Genomic DNA, 19,320 nt, shown 5'->3' on the forward strand with positions numbered 1-19,320 from the left:
CTGTGCGATTTTACCGACGATTACAACCTTTCAAAGCATTGAGTTTTGATCTCGATGATACCCTATACGACAATCATCCGGTGATCACCCGCGCTGAGCGGGCCCTTCGCGAGCACTTGCAAACTCTGGTGCCCAAAACCCAGCAACTTGCTAATGACTTTTGGTGGCAGCAGCGTAATGACTGCCTGCAAAAGGAGCCTCATCTAAGCCATGATGTTACCGCTTTAAGGCTGGCTGCTCTCACCCTTGGCCTTGCAAAACTTGGCTTTTCAAAAAAGGAAGCCCAACAAAAAGCGCAACATGCCTTTGCATTTTTTTTACGACACAGAAATAACCTTCAGGTGGCAAAACCGGTTATTGAAGTGTTAGAGCAGTTAGCGCAAAAGTTTCCAATTGTGGCAATTTCAAACGGTAATGTGAGTGTTGATGATATCGGCATTCGCCATTGCTTTAAGCAAACGTATTTTGCGGGTAATGGTAATTTGCAAAAGCCTCAAAGCGATATGTTTATGCAAGCCTGTGACTATTTGGATATTGCGCCACAACAGTTGCTCCATGTTGGCGATTGCACCCATGCGGATATTTTCGGAGCGATGCGTTCAGGTTGCCAGACCGCCTGGGTGCACAACGAAAGCTTCGCTATTACCAAAAAACCGCTGCAGGTTTTACCTACCATGCATCTGGATCATGTCGAGCAATTACGATATTTTATTTGATTGAATGCGCCTATAAAAATAATAACCCCAAGGAGGGAGCATGATATCCATGTACAAAGTGGCACAACGAGCGTTAATTGTTTTAAGTCTATTTATCACCTCACTTACTAGCCACGCAACCGTACTTCCCGTGGAAGCTTTTGCAAGTAAACCTGATGTCAGTAGCGTGGATCTATCCCCTTCCGGTAAATATGTTGCTTCCATTGTCAAAGTTGAAGGTAAATATACCGGCTCAATTGTCAATGTATTTAATGTGGATACCGGTGAGGAGAGTCATCATCTATTTACCGATAACTCAAAGTTTGTACTCATTGATTTAAATTGGGCGAATGATGAAACCTTGCTTGTTTCGGCAAAATTTCCGAAGCGTTACGGCACAGTTCAAGCAACCGAAACTCGTTTACTGCAATTAAATGTAGTTACAGGGAAATCTAATAATGTGATCCCCCGAGCCTTATACGAAAAATTAAGATATATACCTCAGCTTCAATCGCAGGTGATTGACTATTTGCCCGATGAAAAAGATTACATCTTGCTGCAACTAGCGGGTATGCGTGCGAGCGCAGAGCCATCCGTATATAGAATTAAGCTGCGAGGTCGTGGGGTTGGAAAATTCAAAGTGGCACAGGGTGCCAAAGAGGGAGTCTATCAATGGCTGACCGATCAACAGCACAATATTCGAATTGCAATACGTCAGGATGGTTCCAATTATGAAATTCTTGAGCAGCACCCTAACAGAGATGGTTTACGGGTTTTATGGTCCTATCAGGCGCTAAGCGCTAATTCCGTATGGCCACTGGGCTTTGATGAAGACTCTAATGTCTTGTACGTTAGAGCCTATCATGAAGATAAAAAAGCTATCTTTAAGGTCGACTTAAACGATCCATTGCTGAAGAAAGAGTTGGTGTTTTCCAATCCTGATCAGGATGTTGGCGGGCAATTACGTCGCGATTTAGAATCTGGACGGGTTGTTGGTATTGGCAATATATACTGGGATCAAAGCTTTGCGACTTTAAAGCAATCGCTGGATAACGCGTTGCCTTCGTTTCGTAATTACATTATCGACTTTAATTCAGGCGCGAGCCGATATGTTGTCCTATCGAGCAGTGATGTTGAGCCCGGTGTTTACTATCTGGGTGATCGTAAAGCCAAGACGATGGAAGTCATCGCTGCTCGTTACAATCAGTTAGATCCAATGGTATTGGTGAAGCGTGAAAAAATTTCCTATCAGGCACGAGATGGATTGACAATTGTCGGTTATCTTACCTTGCCCCAAGGGAGTAAAGGTGAAAATTTACCCACCATTATATTCCCTCACGGAGGGCCGATAAGCCGTGAAACCGCAGGTTTTGATTATTGGAGCCAGTTTTTAGCCAACCGCGGCTATGCCGTTTTGCAAATGGACTTTCGCGGCTCTTCTGGTTATGGCTTTGACTTTATGTCAAAAGGTATAGCTGGTTGGGGGCAAGCGATGCAGGATGATGTCGAAGATGGCGCGCTGTGGCTGATTGAACAAGGTGTTACCGATCCGAAACGCATCTGTATTTTAGGAGCGAGTTACGGCGGTTATGCATCTTTGATGGGAACAATTAAGTCACCCGAGTTATATCAATGCGCGGTAAGTTTTGCCGGGGTAATGGATGTCAAAGCTTTGGTACAACATAGGCAGCACTTTACTAATTATGAAGTGGCTTTAAAGCAAATAGGCAATGATTTTGAGCAATTGTGGGACATTTCACCGTTAAAGTACGCTAGCGCAATCGATGTGCCCGTACTGTTAATACACGGCAAGCGCGATGTTAGTGTTCCATATCAGCATTCTGCAGACATGTTTAATGAGCTTGAAGATGAAGGTAAAAGTGTTGAGCTTATTACACTCGATGGTGGGGATCACTACTTAAGCAACGCTGAAAATCGTTTAAAAGCTTTCACCGCAATTGAGCGTTTCCTTGCCTCTCACTTGTCGGCATCAGCATCCGAACAAGGGGCTGGTAAATAAACAAAACACATTACACTGAGTCAGAATGGTGATATTCATGCTGGTTAGGTGGTGCAAACAATTAGCAGCTATTTCCATGATACCAAGCTCTGACAGGAATCTCTTATCAGAGCTTTTTCATCTTCTTAGCAGGTTATCCCCATATTTCGGGCGTTTATCGGTGAACGCTGGTATTAAAACACCATTCGTGATTAAACTTAGGGTTAAGTTTTCACAAATATAAAATAAAACACTTATGCGATTATCCTCATTAATTGTCACCATTGTTAGTTTGTCGTTTACGACATCGGCGATGGCAATTTCTTCTAAATCCAGTTCTACTTTGCCAAGAGCGCAACAGGCCGATCATCATGTGGTCAGTAAACATGAAACGAAAATAAATGGTGAGCGGGTTAAATATACGGCAACCACAGGTACTCAACCGCTTTGGAATGAAGAGGATGAAGAAATTGCTGCCATTCACTACACCTATTATCAGCGCAGTGATGTGAAGAATGCTGGTGCCCGTCCGTTGTTAATTTCTTTTAATGGCGGCCCGGGCTCTGCATCGGTTTGGATGCATATTGCTTATACCGGACCTAAAGTGATTCATATTGATGATGAAGGCTATCCGCTACAGCCCTATGGTGTAAAAACAAATCCTTATTCGGTACTAGATGTTGCCGATATCGTTTTTGTTAACCCAATCAATACGGGCTATTCCCGTATGCTCAAAGACAAAGACGGGAAGTTTCCGAGCAAAGACAAGCAGCAAAAAATGTTTTTTGGCGTCAACGCCGATGTGAAGTATCTGGCGGAATGGTTAAATACGTTTGTCACTCGTCATGAACGCTGGCGCTCTCCGAAATACCTCATAGGTGAAAGCTACGGCACAACGCGTGTATCCGCCCTTTCATTGGCGCTACAAAATCAACAATGGATGTACTTAAATGGTGTGGTGTTAGTGTCGCCAACGGATATCGGTATTGAGCGTGAAGGTCCGGTTAAAGCCGCGAACCGTTTGCCATACTTTGCCGCTACTGCCTGGTATCACAAAGCGTTAAGTGATGAACTGCAGGCAATGGATTTAATGGAAGTGCTCGACCTTGCCGAAGATTACGCCATTAATGAGTATTTACCGGCACTGGCTCAGGGAGCATTTTTAAGTGAAGAAAAACGCACTGCGGTTGCTGAAAAAGTGGCGTACTTTTCCGGGTTAAACAAACAACAGGTGTTAAAAAACAATCTCGATATCGAACCGAGCTATTTTTGGAAAATGGTGCTCAATGATCGTGGTCAAACCGTTGGTCGTCTTGATTCTCGCTATTTAGGGTTTGATAAAAAGGAAACGGGTTCTCGTCCGGATTACTGGCCAGAGCTAACATCCTGGTTGCACTCATTTACCCCAGCGATTAATTACTATTACAGTGAAGAGCTGAACTATAAAACCGATGTCAAATACAACATGTTTGGGCCAGTCCACCCGTGGGATCGCAACAACAATAATGCCGGTGAAAACCTGCGTTTAGCGATGGCTCAAAACCCGTACCTGAATGTGATGATCCAGAGCGGATACTACGACGGCGCCACCAATTACTTCGATGGTAAGTACAATATGTGGCAACTGGACCCAAGCGGTAAAATGCGCGACCGCTTAAGTTTTAAAGGTTATCGTTCCGGCCATATGATGTACCTTCGCCATGAAGATTTAAAGTTGTCTAATGATGACCTGCGGGAATTTATCCTGAAGTCGATTCCTGCGGCTGATGAAGCAGCGAAGTACTAGCGACCAAATCTTCTTGTTGTCAGATTTTTGAGAGACAGACTTCGTCGGTGGATAAATGCTCTCGCTGTCGCATTTTAGCTGACAGACTGACGTCACTGACAACATGGGCTTGTAGTTTATCTATGAACTCGATTTTGATTAACGGTGCTTCGGCACCGTTTTTTGTTTTTAATGCAGGCGCCATTGAAAATAACAAACTTGTTAACGACAGCGAACTCGATGAGGATATCAATTGCCATAAATGACTGTTTTTTAGTGCTTTAATTTGTTTTTATTAGTAAGTAACATGGAGCGCTTCTTTGCGGGGATTTTCACGGGCAAATAAAAGGAATTGCAATGAATATCAGTGTTAATTTGTCACCACGCACCTTGCTTTTCACCGCTGTTGCTGCCGTACCATTGACTCTTAGGTTAACTAAAAACAGAATCGATTGAGCCGGTTTAATAGGAGAGTAATGTGAGCTTAGTTAGCAAAGGATCGCTATTTGCTGTGGCGCTATCCATGTTTGGAACCTTGTCGGCGCAAGAGCATACCGCGACATCTTTAGCGCAGATGGCAGAGCCTCTGTACCAATGGGAATCAAGAATTCAGTATCAGACTTTGAACAATGGCCTGCAGTTGCGCCTTTTGCCGCTGCCAGACAGTCAGAGTGTTTCTATCGCCAGCCAGTTCGCCGTGGGTTCACGGGACGAAGGTTCGAACGAGCGCGGCTATGCGCACTTATTCGAACATATGTTGTTTAAGGGCAGTGAGCAGGCACCGGGTGAAACCTATTTGCAAACCATCGGCGCCTACGCGGGGCGTTTTAACGCCACCACCTGGTTTGATTACACCAACTATTTCCTGACCCTGCCAGCAGAAGCACTTGAACTGGGCCTGGTGCTGGAAGCAGACCGCTTCCAGCGACCTGTGCTAACTGCGGCAAGTGTTAACAGCGAAATCGACACTGTGTTGCAGGAGATGGCTCAGTCTGTCGACATGCAACCTTATGCGCGCCCCGCCATGGAACACCTGCTTACACTAGTGGCGGGAACCTCTTATGGTCACCCAGTGATAGGTGTACGAGAAGATCTTCTTGCCGCCACCCCGAAAAACCTAGTCCAATTTCATCGCCAGCACTACCGGCCTGAAACCATGCAACTAAGCCTGGTGGGCGCGTTGCACAGCGATACCTTAACTTGGGTGGAGCGAGAGTTTGCTTTCTGGCAAAACACGACGCCAGCGCCGATTAGAGACAATCAACCCCTTACCATCGAACGGGGCGATCATCATGGTTCAGTTACCGATACTCGCGGTCCCTGGCCAGTGCTATTGCTCGGCTGGCATACGGTACCCAGCAACCACAAAGATGCAGCAGCTATTGCTTTATTGGAACGTTATCTGGTGCAAGACTCTGCTAGCCTGATAAAGCAGACACGGCTGTCTGACCCCGACCAGTTAATGGTTATTTCATACCCTCTTCGTCTGGAGTTGCATGGTGTGACCGCTTTAGCATTGGTGCCACGCGCTCGAGCCTCATTGGATCGTCTGGCAAATAACGTAAAAGTGTTGATAGACGACCTGGCGCAAACACCAATGAGCGAGACGCAGCTTAATCGGCTCAAGAACAACTGGCTGAACGAGCAACTCAGCCTTCTGAATGATCCCCAGGCTCTGGCCGTCACTATGTCGGCCACCTCCAATCAGGACACATTGACACCATTGACTGGTCCCTGGGCTCGTATTAAGGAAGTAACGCCCGAGCAAGTTCAGCGAGTTGCCCAAGACTACTTTAAGGCGGGCACTGTGCGGCTGGATTTACTGCCACCCTGGTATAAGCGTTGGGGTAAGCATGTTCTTGAATGGTTGCCTGACTCCTGGGCCGATAGTCTGGAGGAAAAGTTACTGTGAAGATCTGCCTTATTATCCCGTTACTGGCCACGCTGAGTCTGGTGCTCGGTGGTTGCCAACACACCATGATGAATTTTACCGAAGCTCAGGCTCCGATCCTGCCCGAGTTTCGGCCCCATCAATTACCTCGGGTGGCGCCCCTGGCTCAAACCCAAGTGCCGACCCCTGAAATCACAGTGCTTAACTCAGGACATCCATGGCACCGCTTTGCACCAAACAATGATGGCAGGCAGCAATGGGTTCTGGTAGGGCTTAGCCCTGATAAGCCCTTGAAAGAGGCAGCGTTATTGCGAGGACTATTTCAGCTGCGCTTGTTGGCCTTGCGGACAGACGATTCGCTGCCTTGTAGCGCTGGCATCGGGGGCCGCACAAGTCGGCATAGTTTGGAACTGCACATGAATTGCCCGATCACGGTTTCCCCGCAAAAGATTATCACTAGTTTGCAGGGATTTTTGCAGGCCGAGGGGTATTCCCGATTGGATCTTCGCGAGGTGCAGCGCCAGCAAGGCGTGAAACGTCAGCTCGAGGCTGTCAATGGTAGTGAGATTGAGCGGGTTTGGGCCAGGACAGTGTTGGGAGAGAGTCACCCTTATCTGACCAGCCAAGAGGATCCAAAGCTTATTAAGAAGCTGGATCAAGCTGGCGTGGCTCAGCTTTTGGCAGATCTGGTGGCCGACAGTCAGTGGTTACTGATCAGCTATGGCGGGGCGGAAGAGGCGCAGTTGCTGACAGATGCAATGTCGTGGTTGCCAAGACCACGGAAACTGCAACCCCAAGACCCGAGCCTAGCTCTGAGCCAGCCCGAATCCAAGGGCGGGGAAATTTTGTTAATCGACGCTCCCGGCGCTGTTCAAACCCAGGTACGGATCGGCTACCGGTTATTGCAGGATGAAGCATCAACTTCGGAAACTTGCCGCAGTCTTGCCAGCTGGCTCGGAAGAGGTTTTAGTGGTCGTCTGTTTCATGATCTTCGGGTGGTTCGAGGCCTAACCTACGGGGTTTACGGTGACTGCATCGACAATCCACTGTCTACAACTCTGAAATTTTCCGGCAATACAGGCATCGAGCATACCGGCGCCTTCGTCAAAGGTGTGTTGGATCACTTAGCGTTGGCTCAGAATTCGCCCATGCCCCAAGCCGAATTCGACGCTTTGCGGCAATATCTGCAAAGTCAGGAGCGGTTGCGTTATGCCTCGGCTGACTCCGCTCACAGGACCTACGTGCAGGATCTTCTCAAATCTCACATTCCCCTTAGCCAATGGTTGGCTGCGCAAAGTCCTGGCAGCTTGCAAGGCCAAGCCTCGGCACTGTTTTCCCGTAAACCGGTGATCGTCCTACGCGGTGATCGCTCGATAATTCTGCAGGATCTGCAGGAGAAGCTGCCAGATTGGCCGGTACGCGAAGTTAGTCCTTGAGTTAATGACGCTTGCCATATCATTACTTAATATTTATTCCGTTTATTAAGAACAAGTGATACAAGCATTAATTAACTTGTAGGCAATAAATTTAGCGAAGAACGTTTCAGAATTTCTCGATGCCTCAACGATAAACAAAAGACGTCATGGCGGTCCGATCATCAAAATATTGTTATTTTTTGAGAGATTACATTGTGAATAAGACAGAAACCAACCAAGAAAGTAACTTGACTCTTAGTACGACGATATGTGTAAAATCTATCCGAGTACTTGGCTATTAAAAAAATTAAAAGGAGTTCTAGGTGCCGATTTCAATCAACAAACTGAGTAAATTTTTCTTTGTGTTCTTTATATCTTTTTTATCTTTGGGATGCGCTACCGGGCTTAAGGATTTGGCTAAACCATCCTATGAATCCTATTTCATGCTAGACAGTGAATATACATATGATATTAAAGGAGGCTTTGATACAGACTGGGTGCAAGGGCTTCGAGCTGGGGTTTACATGTTAGTCGCAGAGGATGAGGAAGGGCTGTTTTTTATGGGGCAGGGAGATAGCGTTATTATGTTAAAGGAGGAATATGCTCGCCAGTATAGGCGAAATGGATCTATTCCTTCATATCATGAGAGGTGGAGAAAACAGAGCCATTTTGCTGGAGGAGAAGGAGGTTTGTGGATTCCCAAGAAGTACTCCAATAAAAAACCACAACTTTTCTTTGTAACTCGCCCGCCAAGGGGAAAAACATATGCGCACAATGGTGGGTTTGGTGTGATAGGAGGTTTGATGGGAAATCTTGCTCAAGAAGCTAATGATGAAAACCCTGTTATTTTTTATGCGCCCCTTTCGGAAAATAGTGATTTGATAGACAACCTTGAACTTAAAGACGGGAAGCCCGAATACAATTAACCATTTCGCTTTTCGAGAAAACTTCGCTAGACGGTAGTTTTCTGAAATCTCATTATCAAATTAAAAGAAAAATAAGGAACAGCATTTTGAGAATCTCATTACCTATATTATTACTTTTTCTGCTTCAAAGTTGTGCTCACAATGGCGGATGGACTCAATTTGAAAAGCTAGATTTAGCAAGTGGGCAAGCAGGTGTTTACATATTCTATGGTTGTGAAACACCTGAAACCAAACACTTTTCTGGACCAGCTTTTTGGATAGATGGTGAAAAAAGAGGATACCTTCCATACGATACTTATTATTCGATATTGTTGGAACCAGGAATACACGAGATACAAATTAGTGGCCAGTTTCCTGCTGAGCCAAGCAATTATCCTAAACTGGTCATTGCCAAAAAACTGTTGCCAAATATTGACTATTATTTTGAATTTAGTTCGGAATATATGACTTACGCTCTGTCTCAACATATGCTTGAGGAGATTGACCCAAAAGAAGCTTCAGCTCTTATTCAGAACTGTAAAAGGGCAAAGAAAAGTTACTTTAGTTCCGATGATGCAGTTTAGTTAAACACAACTCGGTGTTTAACTAAACTGTCAATACATGCGCGAGATTCGTGAATCAATTGGTTTGCCGATTTCGCAAATGTTTTAAAGCTGTCTTAGGAGTCTCTATCCTGTGGGCTTTATTAAAACTCTCAACTCTGTACTTATATACAGTATAAAAAATACTGGTATACTGTCACACATTCATTCGCCATCACTGTCCGAGCATATTTCGCGACGTGAACATTAACCAGCTATTAGGCACAAAAATTTCATTATGGATGTATCTGAATTACTTGATTCGTTAAACGATAAACAACGGGAAGCGGTGGCGGCTCCGGCGCAAAATATGCTGGTATTGGCGGGCGCAGGAAGTGGTAAAACCCGAGTCCTTGTCCACAGAATCGCCTGGTTGATGCGAGTTGAAAATGTCTCGCCGCACAGCATTCTGGCGGTTACCTTTACCAATAAAGCGGCGGCGGAAATGCGTGCCCGTGTAGAAGAGGCCGTAGGCAGTAACATTCATGGCATGTGGATCGGTACATTCCATGGCCTGGCGCATCGATTATTGCGTATGCATTTTCAGGAAGCCAAACTGCCGCAAAGCTTTCAGGTGCTCGACTCCGACGATCAATTGCGTTTATTGAAACGGGTTATTCGTACCATGCAATTGGATGAAAAAAAGTGGCCTGCTAAACAGGCGATGTGGTACATCAATGGGAAAAAAGATGAAGGCTTACGCCCTAAACACATTGATGCCCAATTTGACCCAACCGAACAAACCTTTAAGAAAATATATCAGCTGTATCAGGAGACCTGTGACCGCGCCGGTCTGGTCGATTTTGCTGAGCTGCTACTGAGAGCTCATGAATTATGGCTCAATAACCCAGTGCTTCTGGAACACTATCAACGTCGTTTTTCGCGCATTTTGGTTGACGAATTTCAAGACACCAATGCCATTCAATATGCCTGGTTAAACTTGCTCGGCCGAGAGCATGGCAATGTCATGATTGTTGGTGATGATGATCAGTCAATCTATGGCTGGCGTGGCGCAAAAATTGAAAATATTCAGCGTTTTTTAAAAGATTTTGATGGCGCACAAACCATACGTCTCGAGCAAAACTATCGTTCCACTGGCAATATCCTTAACGCTGCCAATGCGTTGATTGGTAATAATAGCAATCGTTTGGGGAAAGAGCTGTGGACCAAAGATGCCGACGGTGAAACCATTTCGGTGTACACGGCGTTTAATGATTTAGATGAATCCCGCTTTGTTAGTGGCCGTATTAAGCAATGGCTTGATGACGGCAATAGTCTTGATGATGTGGCAATTCTTTATCGCTCGAATGCCCAATCCCGTTTACTCGAGGAAGCGCTACTGCAGGCGCAACTGCCCTATCGAATTTATGGCGGCCTGCGTTTCTTCGAACGTCAGGAAATCAAAGATGCATTAGCCTATTTGCGGATCATGAATAACCGTAATGACGATGCCTCGTTTGAACGGATCATTAATACACCAGCGAGGGGTATTGGTAATCAGACCTTATCGTTAGTACGTGATGCCGCCCGTAGTCATGGCTCTACCTTGTGGGAAGCTTGTTTGCGGATGATCGAAGGCGAGCAATTATCGGCGCGACCGGCAAAAGCGATCAAAATTTTTATCGATTTGGTTAACCAGCTTGAAGACGACACTTTGAATCTGAACCTGGACCAGCAGGCCAATCACGTGATTCAGCACTCCGGTTTAAAAGCTATGTATCAGGCGGAAAAAGGTGAACGCGCAGCAGCACGTATTGAAAACTTAAATGAATTAGTCACCGCCTGTCAGACGTTTGAAGTGGATCCGGAAGTGGAAGAAGAAATGACGTCATTAACGGCGTTTTTGACCCATGCATCGCTAGAGGCGGGGGAATCTCAAGCGGATGAATACGAAGCGGCGGTGCAACTAATGACCTTGCATTCGGCCAAAGGTTTGGAGTTTCCTCTGGTATTTATGGTTGGCGTGGAAGAAGGTATGTTTCCTTCACAGCAATCTGGTGATGATATTTCTCGCTTGGAAGAAGAACGGCGTTTATGTTACGTCGGCATGACTCGGGCAATGGAAAAACTTTACTTATGCCATGCGGAATCTCGTCGTTTGTATGGTCAGGAAAAGTACCATCGTCCAAGTCGATTCTTAAAAGAAATTCCGGATCAATACCTCGATGAAATTCGCATGAAAAATCAGGCGGTAAAACCGAAAACGACTGGGCGTTTCGCCAATACTATTTCACTAGATACTTTTGCCGATACTGGGTTTAAATTAGGTCAGCAGGTACGTCATAGTAAATTTGGTGAAGGCACCGTATTAAATTTTGAAGGCAGCGGTGCTCAATCTCGGGTGCAGGTTAATTTTATCGAGCATGGTAGTAAGTGGTTAGTTGTCGCCTATGCCAATCTTGAGGCGGTTTAGAGGGCCTTGCAGTATTCAAAAATAGGGGGCGTCGCTCCCTATTTTTATTGAATGCTAACAAAGTAACTTGAGCTATTTCACGTTATCTAACACTAGATTGTTCGAGGCTTTTTTTTATTGGCACGATGTTTTCTATATGAATCAAGACTATAGATAACCAATGCTGTCCAGATACATGCGAATGTTATCAGCTTTTCAAAAACCAATGGTTCGTGAAACACAGTGATGGCAATGACAAACATAATGCTTGGTCCGATATATTGGAAGAAGCCCAGCGTTGCTAACGTCAAACGTTTTGCCGCACCGGTAAAAAACAACAGTGGTGCAGTAGTCACCAATCCGGCGGCTATCAGTAGCCCATTGAGTTGCATTTCATTACCTAACAGATTACTGGTTGATGTATTGAGGAAAAATGCCCAGTAAATCATGGCCGCAGGCATCAGCCAGGCTGACTCGATGAATAATCCGGATACCGAATCGACCATTAATTTTTTTCGCAGTAGCCCGTAAATACCAAAAGATGCTGCCAGAGCAAGGGCAATGTATGGAATTGTGCCTAAGCTAATCAACTGAATCGCCACACCGGTAAAAGCCAGCAATACCGCGATGCCTTGCCATTTAGACAGCCTTTCCCCGAGAAATATCATTCCCAAAGCGACATTAAACAAAGGGTTGATGTAATACCCTAAACTGGCTTCCAGGATATGATCGTTGTTGACGGCCCAGATAAATATCAGCCAGTTTATCGCTAGTACCACGGCCGTGAGGCCAAGCCAGGCAACCGTTTTGGGTTGCTTTAAAACTGCCCGTACGGTTGACCAGTTGCCCATGGCGAAAATAATGGCCACCAACAGCAAAAAAGACCAAACCACTCGGTGCATTAAAATTTCGGTCGCGGAAACTTGTTGCAGTAATTTGAAATAAATCGGTGCCAGACCCCAAATGGTATAAGCACAGATGGCATTAATAATGCCGGATTTTGTTTGATTTTGTTCTGACATGAATAGGGTTACACCAATTACATTAAGTTTGTGCACAACTCAGAGTTAGGGCCGTAAATGGGCCTCTGGTAAACTCCCTACGGGTGAGTTTTAAAGGCGTTTATCTTGCGTTACTGATTTTGACCGATTTTGTGATCATGGCATAACCATTCTCTGCAATCAAAGCCTTGTCTAAAAGCCTTTAAATTCTCACTGAGTGAGCAATAATTTAATGTGATTGGTATTGTGAGCGAGCAAGACGATTCCGGATTTTAGCATAGAGCCTGAATGTATATAAAGAGCGCTGTTTCTTACTCTTGCAATTAATTCAATGCTAACTAGGCTTAAATTTGAGCAATGATTTTCTTTTTATCTAGTCCCTTCGCGCCGGAGGTTTTATGGCACAGTGCAATCATCCCCACATCGAGCATTCTCATCAACATGGCAAAGGCTGTGGCCACACAGCGATAAAACATGGCGATCACGTTGATTACATCCACGATGGTCATCTACATTGCCCTCATGGCGACCATTATGACGAACATAACATCGAAGTAAGTGAGCAAAACCCGGATGGTTGCCATCCGATGGATTGCGGCTGTGAATCAGGTCATGTGCATGGTCCTGATTGTGGACATGAAGCCGTACCTCACGGTGATCATATTGACTATTTGGTTAATGGGCGCTTGCATCATGTGCACAATGGCCATTGTGACGATCATGGTCCGGTCGAAGTTCTCGACTCTTGATTTCAGGCAAACTCACCGAGTAACCAGGAGCGACTCCCAGTACAGGGAATCTGCAAGTCTGTTAACACGATTAACCGACTATATAGGTACCGGTACCAAATGCAATGTGTGTACCTTTTTGGTTATGTAACTCCATACGAGCTACTGCAACTTTACTGCCTTTGCGAATGATTCTGGCGGTAGCAATAAATCGCTCGCCTCTCCCAGGACGCAAAAAATCGGTGCGTAAATCAATGGTACTCATCCGTGTTAGTTTCTCATGGATTATCGTGTCATTGAGCTCTGGCAGATTTTCGATAATATTCGCTGCGGCGACAACACCGCCAACCATATCTAAAACCGATGCGATCACCCCTCCGTGCAAAATTTTCTGGACCGGATTTCCCATCAGATCGTGTTTCCATTGAAATTGAATCTCTGACTCCTGAGGATCCATCCTGGTGATTGTAAACCCCAGCAGCTGATTAAACGGAATATGGGCGTTCCATAGCTGAGTTACTTGTTCCAGTACTTGGGTCTTTTCCATTAAGAAACCTTTTGAATGATGAGAATCCTGACTCATTTCAGAGCGGTCAGGTTAATTAAAGTCCATTTTAACGGACCTCGACAACAAAAATGGTGCAACAGCACCGTTAATCAAAAACCTAAAGCTCTTGTTGTCACCGAAAATTGCTCCTCGATAACTGCTCCTGCGTTATTCTACCTACATACATCCATGTATTAGTGCATTTTCGGCATACCGACCGTCCATGGCCATAACCGCGTCAGCTGTCAGCCGAAAACTTGTCGACGGCTAGGTTTTCTATCTCGGCGCAGTCTACCTCGCCAACAGAAACAGTGCGCTAGTACCGTTTCAGAGTTATGTAATTTCAATAGCTTAAAGATTTCCCGATAAATGTCTACCGAGATAGCGCCGCTCTGGGGTAAAATGGACAAAAAAGAAGCCAGTAATTTCAATTTGACCACCGTAAATTCAGCCCAGAAAACACCAGATCTCCTACATTCACTTAAGCATATCTTTGGCTATGAGCAATTCCGTTCAGGCCAAAAACAGGTGATTGAGCAGTTAATGGCTCAGCGTGATTGTCTGGTTTTGATGCCGACCGGCGGTGGTAAATCTTTGTGCTACCAATTGCCCGCAACGCTAATGCCAGGGCTGACTGTGGTGGTATCACCATTAATTGCATTGATGAAAGATCAGGTTGATGGTTTATTACGGCAGGGGATCAGCGCTGCCTATGTGAATGGTAGCATGAATACTGCAGACATTAACGAAACCATGCAGCGCGTCGGTCGTGGTGAAGTGCGGATCCTTTATGTCGCGCCTGAGCGCTTGTTATCGCATTATTTCCTGCAAAGTTTAACCCAGATGCAGATTAGCTTTTTTGCGATTGATGAAGCCCATTGTATATCTCAATGGGGTCATGATTTTCGTCCATCGTATACACAGCTAGGAAAATTGAAAGAGTATTTCCCTTACACGCCAATCATGGCGTTAACCGCAACGGCAGATGTCACCACCCGCAAAGATATTTTGCAGCAGTTGAATCTACAAAATCCGTTCGTTTTACTCGATAGCTTCGACCGTCCCAATATTCGCTATACCCTGACCGAAAAATATAATGGCCAACGGCAACTATTAGATTACCTGCGTGAGAATAGCGAAGATAGCGGCATTATCTATTGTAATTCCCGTTGGCAGGTCGATAAGCTCACTAAGGAATTGGCGGAAAAAGGCATTAATTGTGCGGCGTATCATGCGGGTATGGAAAACGATATGCGCAGTATTATTCAGGATGGATTTACCAAAGATAATATTCGCATTGTTGTCGCCACCATCGCCTTTGGGTTAGGGATCAATAAACCGAATATTCGTTTTGTGGTGCATTATGAATTGCCTCGCTCCTTAGAATCTTATTATCAGGAAACGGGTCGTGCGGGTCGTGACGGTTTAGAAGCGGAAGCGTTATTGTTATACGATCATCAGGATATTGATCGAATTAAAAAACGCATTAGTGACGGGGATAATGAACAGCGATCTGCGGTTGAATTACAACGCTTTAGCGCCATGGCCGGATTTGCCGAAGCGCAAACCTGTCGTCGTCAGGTATTGTTAAACTATTTTGCTGAATATACCCATGCCGGTTGTGGTAACTGTGACATTTGTCTCGACCCTCCGAGCCGATACGAAGCCACGACCGATGCCCAGAAGGTTCTATCTTGTGTGTATCGAATAGGCCAGGTGGGTGATATTCATTATGTTATCGATGTTTTACGTGGCCGCGATACTGAACGATTGAAACAAGGTGGCCATGAAACCGTAAGCACATTTGGAATTGGTCAGGATAAAACCCGTGGCTACTGGTTTTCCGTGATTCGCCAACTCATTCATTTGGGCCTTCTGCAACAGGATATCGAGCAACAATCTGCGTTGCAGTTAACGGAAGCATCAAGGCCGGTATTAACTGCCAAAGAAACATTAATGTTGGCTCGTCCGCGCTTACAACATGCCAGTTACTGGCAGCAAAACAAACCGAAGAATCAGTATGACAAAGGGTTGTTTCGCCAATTGCGTGAACTGCGCAAGGTATTGGCTGATCAAGAAGATATCGCCCCGTTTATCGTATTTAATGATGCCTCATTAATGGAAATGGCTCGCTTGAAACCCACCAATAGCTCTGAGTTTTTATGTATCTCGGGTGTCGGTGATACCAAGTTAAATCGCTACGGCAAGGCGTTTATGGACGTCATTAAAGAAGCCGGCTAGAAGTTAATCTCCCTTGCGAATATCAGAGGGGGTACAGGCATCAGTACATTCAATACGGCTCTGTTTATTGCTAGAGTGGGTTGCTAACTCTATGTTTTCTATGCGATAGTTTTACAGTTTCCATCGATTGTTGCGGCCTTCTATCTGTCATCAGGTAGCGAGCAACAGATAAGGTTTATCGGGGCAGTAAAACAATGAAAGTATTTTTCTCACTTGTATTCATCTTAGCGTTATCCGCTTGTAGCACGACGCCATCGAAGCCATTGATTGGCCTTCGTAATTATCATTACCAACCTGACAACGATAGCCACAATAAGTCACAAGTGGTTTTCTTTAATAGTTCCAATAAAATTTTATCGGGTCCCAATAGCTCTGGAGTGATGACAATTCACATAGACGGGGCGAGTGTCGGGGAATTAAAAATTGGTGAGTATTTAGTTGTCGAAGTGAAAAAAGGTGAGCACGAAATTAAACTGATCCAGCAAGGTGCCTTAGTGAAAGAATCGATACACAAATTCAAAGCACGGTACGATAGCTATTATATTGATGTTTATGCACAATTATTTTCTACAGGGTTTGAGGCAGTTCCGGATCTTCCGGGTGGCTATGAATCGGCCTATGAATAGAGTTTACAGGTGTTACCTAATTCAAGGTCCTGATTAATAAAACTCATGATACTGCAATACAATCCCAATCAGCATAAACAATAAGCCATGATGATTATCTAAAAAAGCACGAAAACACTTGTCGCGTTCGCGAGTTTTGATCAATTGCTGTTGATGAATAAATGACGCGGCGGTAAATGCAACCGACAGGTAATAGAACAGATTGAATTGCAGTCTCTGACCAACCCAAATCAATAGCATTAAGACAAGTAACTGCATTATCGCAATTATGAGTTTGTCGAAGCGACCGAATAGCACCGCAGTCGATTTCACTCCGATTTTCACATCGTCGTCTCTATCGACCATCGCGTACATAGTGTCATAGGCGACGGTCCAAATCAGATTCGCGGCAAACAATAACCAGGCTTCTACCGGTACAGAACCGCGAATCTCCATAAATGCCATGATCATGCCCCAGCTGAATGCAGCACCAAGTACCACTTGTGGTAAATGGGTATATCGTTTCATAAAGGGATAACTACTGGCTAATAACAGGGCCACACTAGACAAAGCAATCGTCTGCCAGGAGAGGGTGAGAACCAGACAAAACGCAATGCTTATCAGTAATAAAAATAGATTTTTGGCCTGCTTTTCGCTCATTAAACCGGAGACTAAAGGCCGCTGGCTCGTGCGCTTCACTTTACCATCAAGATGGCGATCGGCGTAATCGTTTATCACGCAACCAGCACTGCGCATCACAAAAACTCCGACGGTAAACACCAACAGGTAATGCCAGCCAGGAAATTCTTCGGCGGCGACCCAGAGCGCCCACAATGTTGGCCACATCAACAGATACGTACCAATGGGTTTGTCCATGCGAGTTATTTGTTTTATGCCCTGAAAAGAACCAAACCAGTTTGTTATCACGTTGCAATATTCTCTGTTTATTAGCTGTGGGTTGCTATGCTTGCTGATATACTTGCCCGCAAAATCAACAATGCTGGCTCAAGCCATTTGCCCGATGAACGAGTGTTATTCTAACAGCCATTTTTTTTTGAAACACCTGAAAAATCATCGTTATCCTGAAAATTGTACAACGATTCAGAATGCCAACAGAGGTTAATTAGCAAGGCATGTCCATTTTAAATATGCAATCGGTGAGAGCTAGTATCAAACTTGCCTGGCCAATATCCCTGCAACAAACTCTGGTGACCATGCTAGGGATGATTGATGTCATGATGGTCAGTCATTTAGGGGATGCTGCCGTCGCTGCTGTAGGTCTTGGTAATCGAATTCAGTTTGTGGTTTTGGTATTAGTCAATGGCGGCGCTTGGGCGGTGGGGATTTTAGCCTCTCAGTATTTTGGTGCAGGCAATATGATGAAAGTCCGTCGAGCGATATTGATGGGCGTCTGTGTCACTGTGTTTGCCCTAATCCCAGTCGTTTTGCTTAATTTTGCCTATGCCGATCAATTGATTGAATTGGGAAGTACCGATAACCAAGTGATAGCTTTAGGTGAAAGCTATCTTTGGATCACCATGCCAAGCTTATTATTTGTTGCCGGCATTATGGTGATTGAAAACGCCCTTCGTAGTCTCAATCAGGTCAAGCTGCCAATGGTATTAAGCTCCATTGCGATTGGCCTGAACGTTATTTTGAATTATTGGCTGATCAATGGTGGCTTAGGTATTGAGCCACTTGGGGTTGATGGCGCGGCCATTGCCACAACTGTGTCCAGATTACTGCATCTGATAATCTTGGTTTGGTTTCTGGTTGCGATGCGCCATCCGGTTAAGCCCTCAAGACACGATTTCGCCAGTTTAAATGACACCCAAGCCTGGCGGAAATTGGTAGCCTTGGTATGGCCAATGATGTTCAGCTTTGGGGTGTGGTCGCTTGGCACCTTAGTGTATCAATTGATCTATGGCAGAATTGGTACTCAGGAATTAGCGGTGATGAGCATATTAGCCCCGGTTGAAGGGATGTTTATCTCGTTGTTTTTTGGTTTCGCATCCGCCTGTGCCATTATGGTTGGTCAGCGCCTTGGCGCCGATAAGTTTGACGAAGCCTGGTCAATCGCGCGGACTTTTTCGCTGTTAGCGCCGGTGGTGGCAGTGATTGCTGGCGGGTTGCTGTATGGGATCAAAAGCTGGGTATTTATTCCTTTTGCCGATTTGCCGTCTTCGACGCTAGATTTAGCGAGCGACATTTTTCTAATTATCGCCCTTGGTGGTAGCCTTAAAATTACCAATATGACAATGGCGATGGGGGTACTTCGTGCCGGTGGAGAGACCAAAGCGTGCCTATACATCGACACGACGGGGATGTGGATAATCAGTATTCCGCTGACAATGCTTGCGGCGTTTTATTTCCAGCTACCCTTGTTTTGGGTTGTTGTGGTGTCTTACTCTGAAGAAATTTGCAAACTGGTATTATTCAGCTGGCGGGTTGCATCGAAGAAGTGGTTAAATAACCTCGCCACCACCTAACTAGATCAAGGGGTCAGAGTTGTTGATAGTGTTTCAACAACTCTG

At 45.2% G+C, this 19,320-nt stretch carries 15 protein-coding genes; 12 read left to right on the forward strand and 3 right to left on the reverse strand.

What is annotated here, in order from left to right:
• Positions 1 to 2 precede the first annotated feature (2 nt).
• The 8 genes from FE810_RS11250 to uvrD all read left to right on the forward strand — a co-directional run bounded on the left by FE810_RS11250 (position 3) and on the right by uvrD (position 11,685).
• Positions 3 to 716, forward strand: coding sequence for an HAD-IA family hydrolase (locus FE810_RS11250; protein ID WP_138320154.1), 714 nt, complete (start codon positions 3 to 5; stop codon positions 714 to 716).
• A gap of 40 nt (positions 717 to 756) precedes the next feature.
• Complete coding sequence (locus FE810_RS11255; protein ID WP_246037027.1) at positions 757 to 2,715, forward strand: alpha/beta hydrolase family protein; 1,959 nt, start codon at positions 757 to 759, stop codon at positions 2,713 to 2,715.
• Positions 2,716 to 2,950: 235 nt separating this feature from the next.
• Positions 2,951 to 4,480: a S10 family peptidase gene (locus FE810_RS11260; protein WP_138320155.1), complete on the forward strand. Its 1,530-nt coding sequence runs from the start codon at positions 2,951 to 2,953 to the stop codon at positions 4,478 to 4,480.
• A gap of 457 nt (positions 4,481 to 4,937) precedes the next feature.
• Positions 4,938 to 6,371 carry a M16 family metallopeptidase gene (locus tag FE810_RS11265; protein ID WP_246037028.1) on the forward strand — a complete coding sequence of 478 codons (1,434 nt, stop codon included), beginning with the start codon at positions 4,938 to 4,940 and terminating at the stop codon, positions 6,369 to 6,371.
• Positions 6,368 to 7,786, forward strand: a complete 1,419-nt coding sequence (locus FE810_RS11270) for an insulinase family protein (RefSeq protein WP_138320156.1) — start codon at positions 6,368 to 6,370, stop codon at positions 7,784 to 7,786. The genes FE810_RS11265 and FE810_RS11270 overlap by 4 nt, the downstream gene beginning before the upstream one ends.
• A 302-nt stretch (positions 7,787 to 8,088) precedes the next feature.
• Entirely contained in the window at positions 8,089 to 8,691 is a 603-nt protein-coding gene (locus FE810_RS11275) for a hypothetical protein (protein WP_138320157.1), read from the forward strand.
• Between the two features lie 86 nt (positions 8,692 to 8,777).
• Positions 8,778 to 9,254, forward strand: coding sequence for a hypothetical protein (locus tag FE810_RS11280; protein ID WP_138320158.1), 477 nt, complete (start codon positions 8,778 to 8,780; stop codon positions 9,252 to 9,254).
• A gap of 256 nt (positions 9,255 to 9,510) precedes the next feature.
• Positions 9,511 to 11,685, forward strand: a complete 2,175-nt coding sequence (uvrD, locus tag FE810_RS11285; RefSeq protein WP_138320159.1) for a DNA helicase II — start codon at positions 9,511 to 9,513, stop codon at positions 11,683 to 11,685.
• A gap of 92 nt (positions 11,686 to 11,777) precedes the next feature.
• Here the strand turns inward: uvrD and rarD are convergent, their stop codons facing one another.
• Positions 11,778 to 12,686, reverse strand: a complete 909-nt coding sequence (gene rarD, locus FE810_RS11290) for an EamA family transporter RarD (RefSeq protein WP_138320160.1) — start codon at positions 12,684 to 12,686, stop codon at positions 11,778 to 11,780.
• A 377-nt stretch (positions 12,687 to 13,063) separates the two neighbouring features.
• Here rarD and FE810_RS11295 point away from each other — a divergent pair, with 377 nt between their 5' ends.
• Positions 13,064 to 13,414 carry a hypothetical protein gene (locus FE810_RS11295; protein WP_138320161.1) on the forward strand — a complete coding sequence of 117 codons (351 nt, stop codon included), beginning with the start codon at positions 13,064 to 13,066 and terminating at the stop codon, positions 13,412 to 13,414.
• Positions 13,415 to 13,484: 70 nt separating this feature from the next.
• Here FE810_RS11295 and FE810_RS11300 read toward each other — a convergent pair whose 3' ends face one another.
• A complete protein-coding gene (locus FE810_RS11300) occupies positions 13,485 to 13,940 on the reverse strand; it encodes a thioesterase family protein (RefSeq protein WP_138320162.1) in 456 nt (151 codons plus the stop codon).
• Between the two features lie 369 nt (positions 13,941 to 14,309).
• Between FE810_RS11300 and recQ the strand changes: the two genes are divergently transcribed.
• Positions 14,310 to 16,181, forward strand: a complete 1,872-nt coding sequence (gene recQ, locus FE810_RS11305; protein WP_370738934.1) for a DNA helicase RecQ — start codon at positions 14,310 to 14,312, stop codon at positions 16,179 to 16,181.
• A gap of 194 nt (positions 16,182 to 16,375) precedes the next feature.
• Positions 16,376 to 16,807, forward strand: a complete 432-nt coding sequence (locus FE810_RS11310) for a hypothetical protein (protein WP_138320163.1) — start codon at positions 16,376 to 16,378, stop codon at positions 16,805 to 16,807.
• Positions 16,808 to 16,840: 33 nt separating this feature from the next.
• Here FE810_RS11310 and ubiA read toward each other — a convergent pair whose 3' ends face one another.
• A complete protein-coding gene (ubiA, locus tag FE810_RS11315; RefSeq protein ID WP_281278331.1) occupies positions 16,841 to 17,713 on the reverse strand; it encodes a 4-hydroxybenzoate octaprenyltransferase in 873 nt (290 codons plus the stop codon).
• A 206-nt stretch (positions 17,714 to 17,919) separates the two neighbouring features.
• Here ubiA and FE810_RS11320 point away from each other — a divergent pair, with 206 nt between their 5' ends.
• The gene (locus FE810_RS11320) at positions 17,920 to 19,275 is read left to right on the forward strand and encodes an MATE family efflux transporter (RefSeq protein WP_138320165.1); all 1,356 of its coding nucleotides are present in this window, start codon (positions 17,920 to 17,922) and stop codon (positions 19,273 to 19,275) included.
• Positions 19,276 to 19,320 lie beyond the last annotated feature (45 nt).

Origin of the sequence: Thalassotalea litorea (assembly GCF_005843925.1) — a bacterium.
GTDB lineage: Bacteria > Pseudomonadota > Gammaproteobacteria > Enterobacterales > Alteromonadaceae > Thalassotalea_A > Thalassotalea_A litorea_A.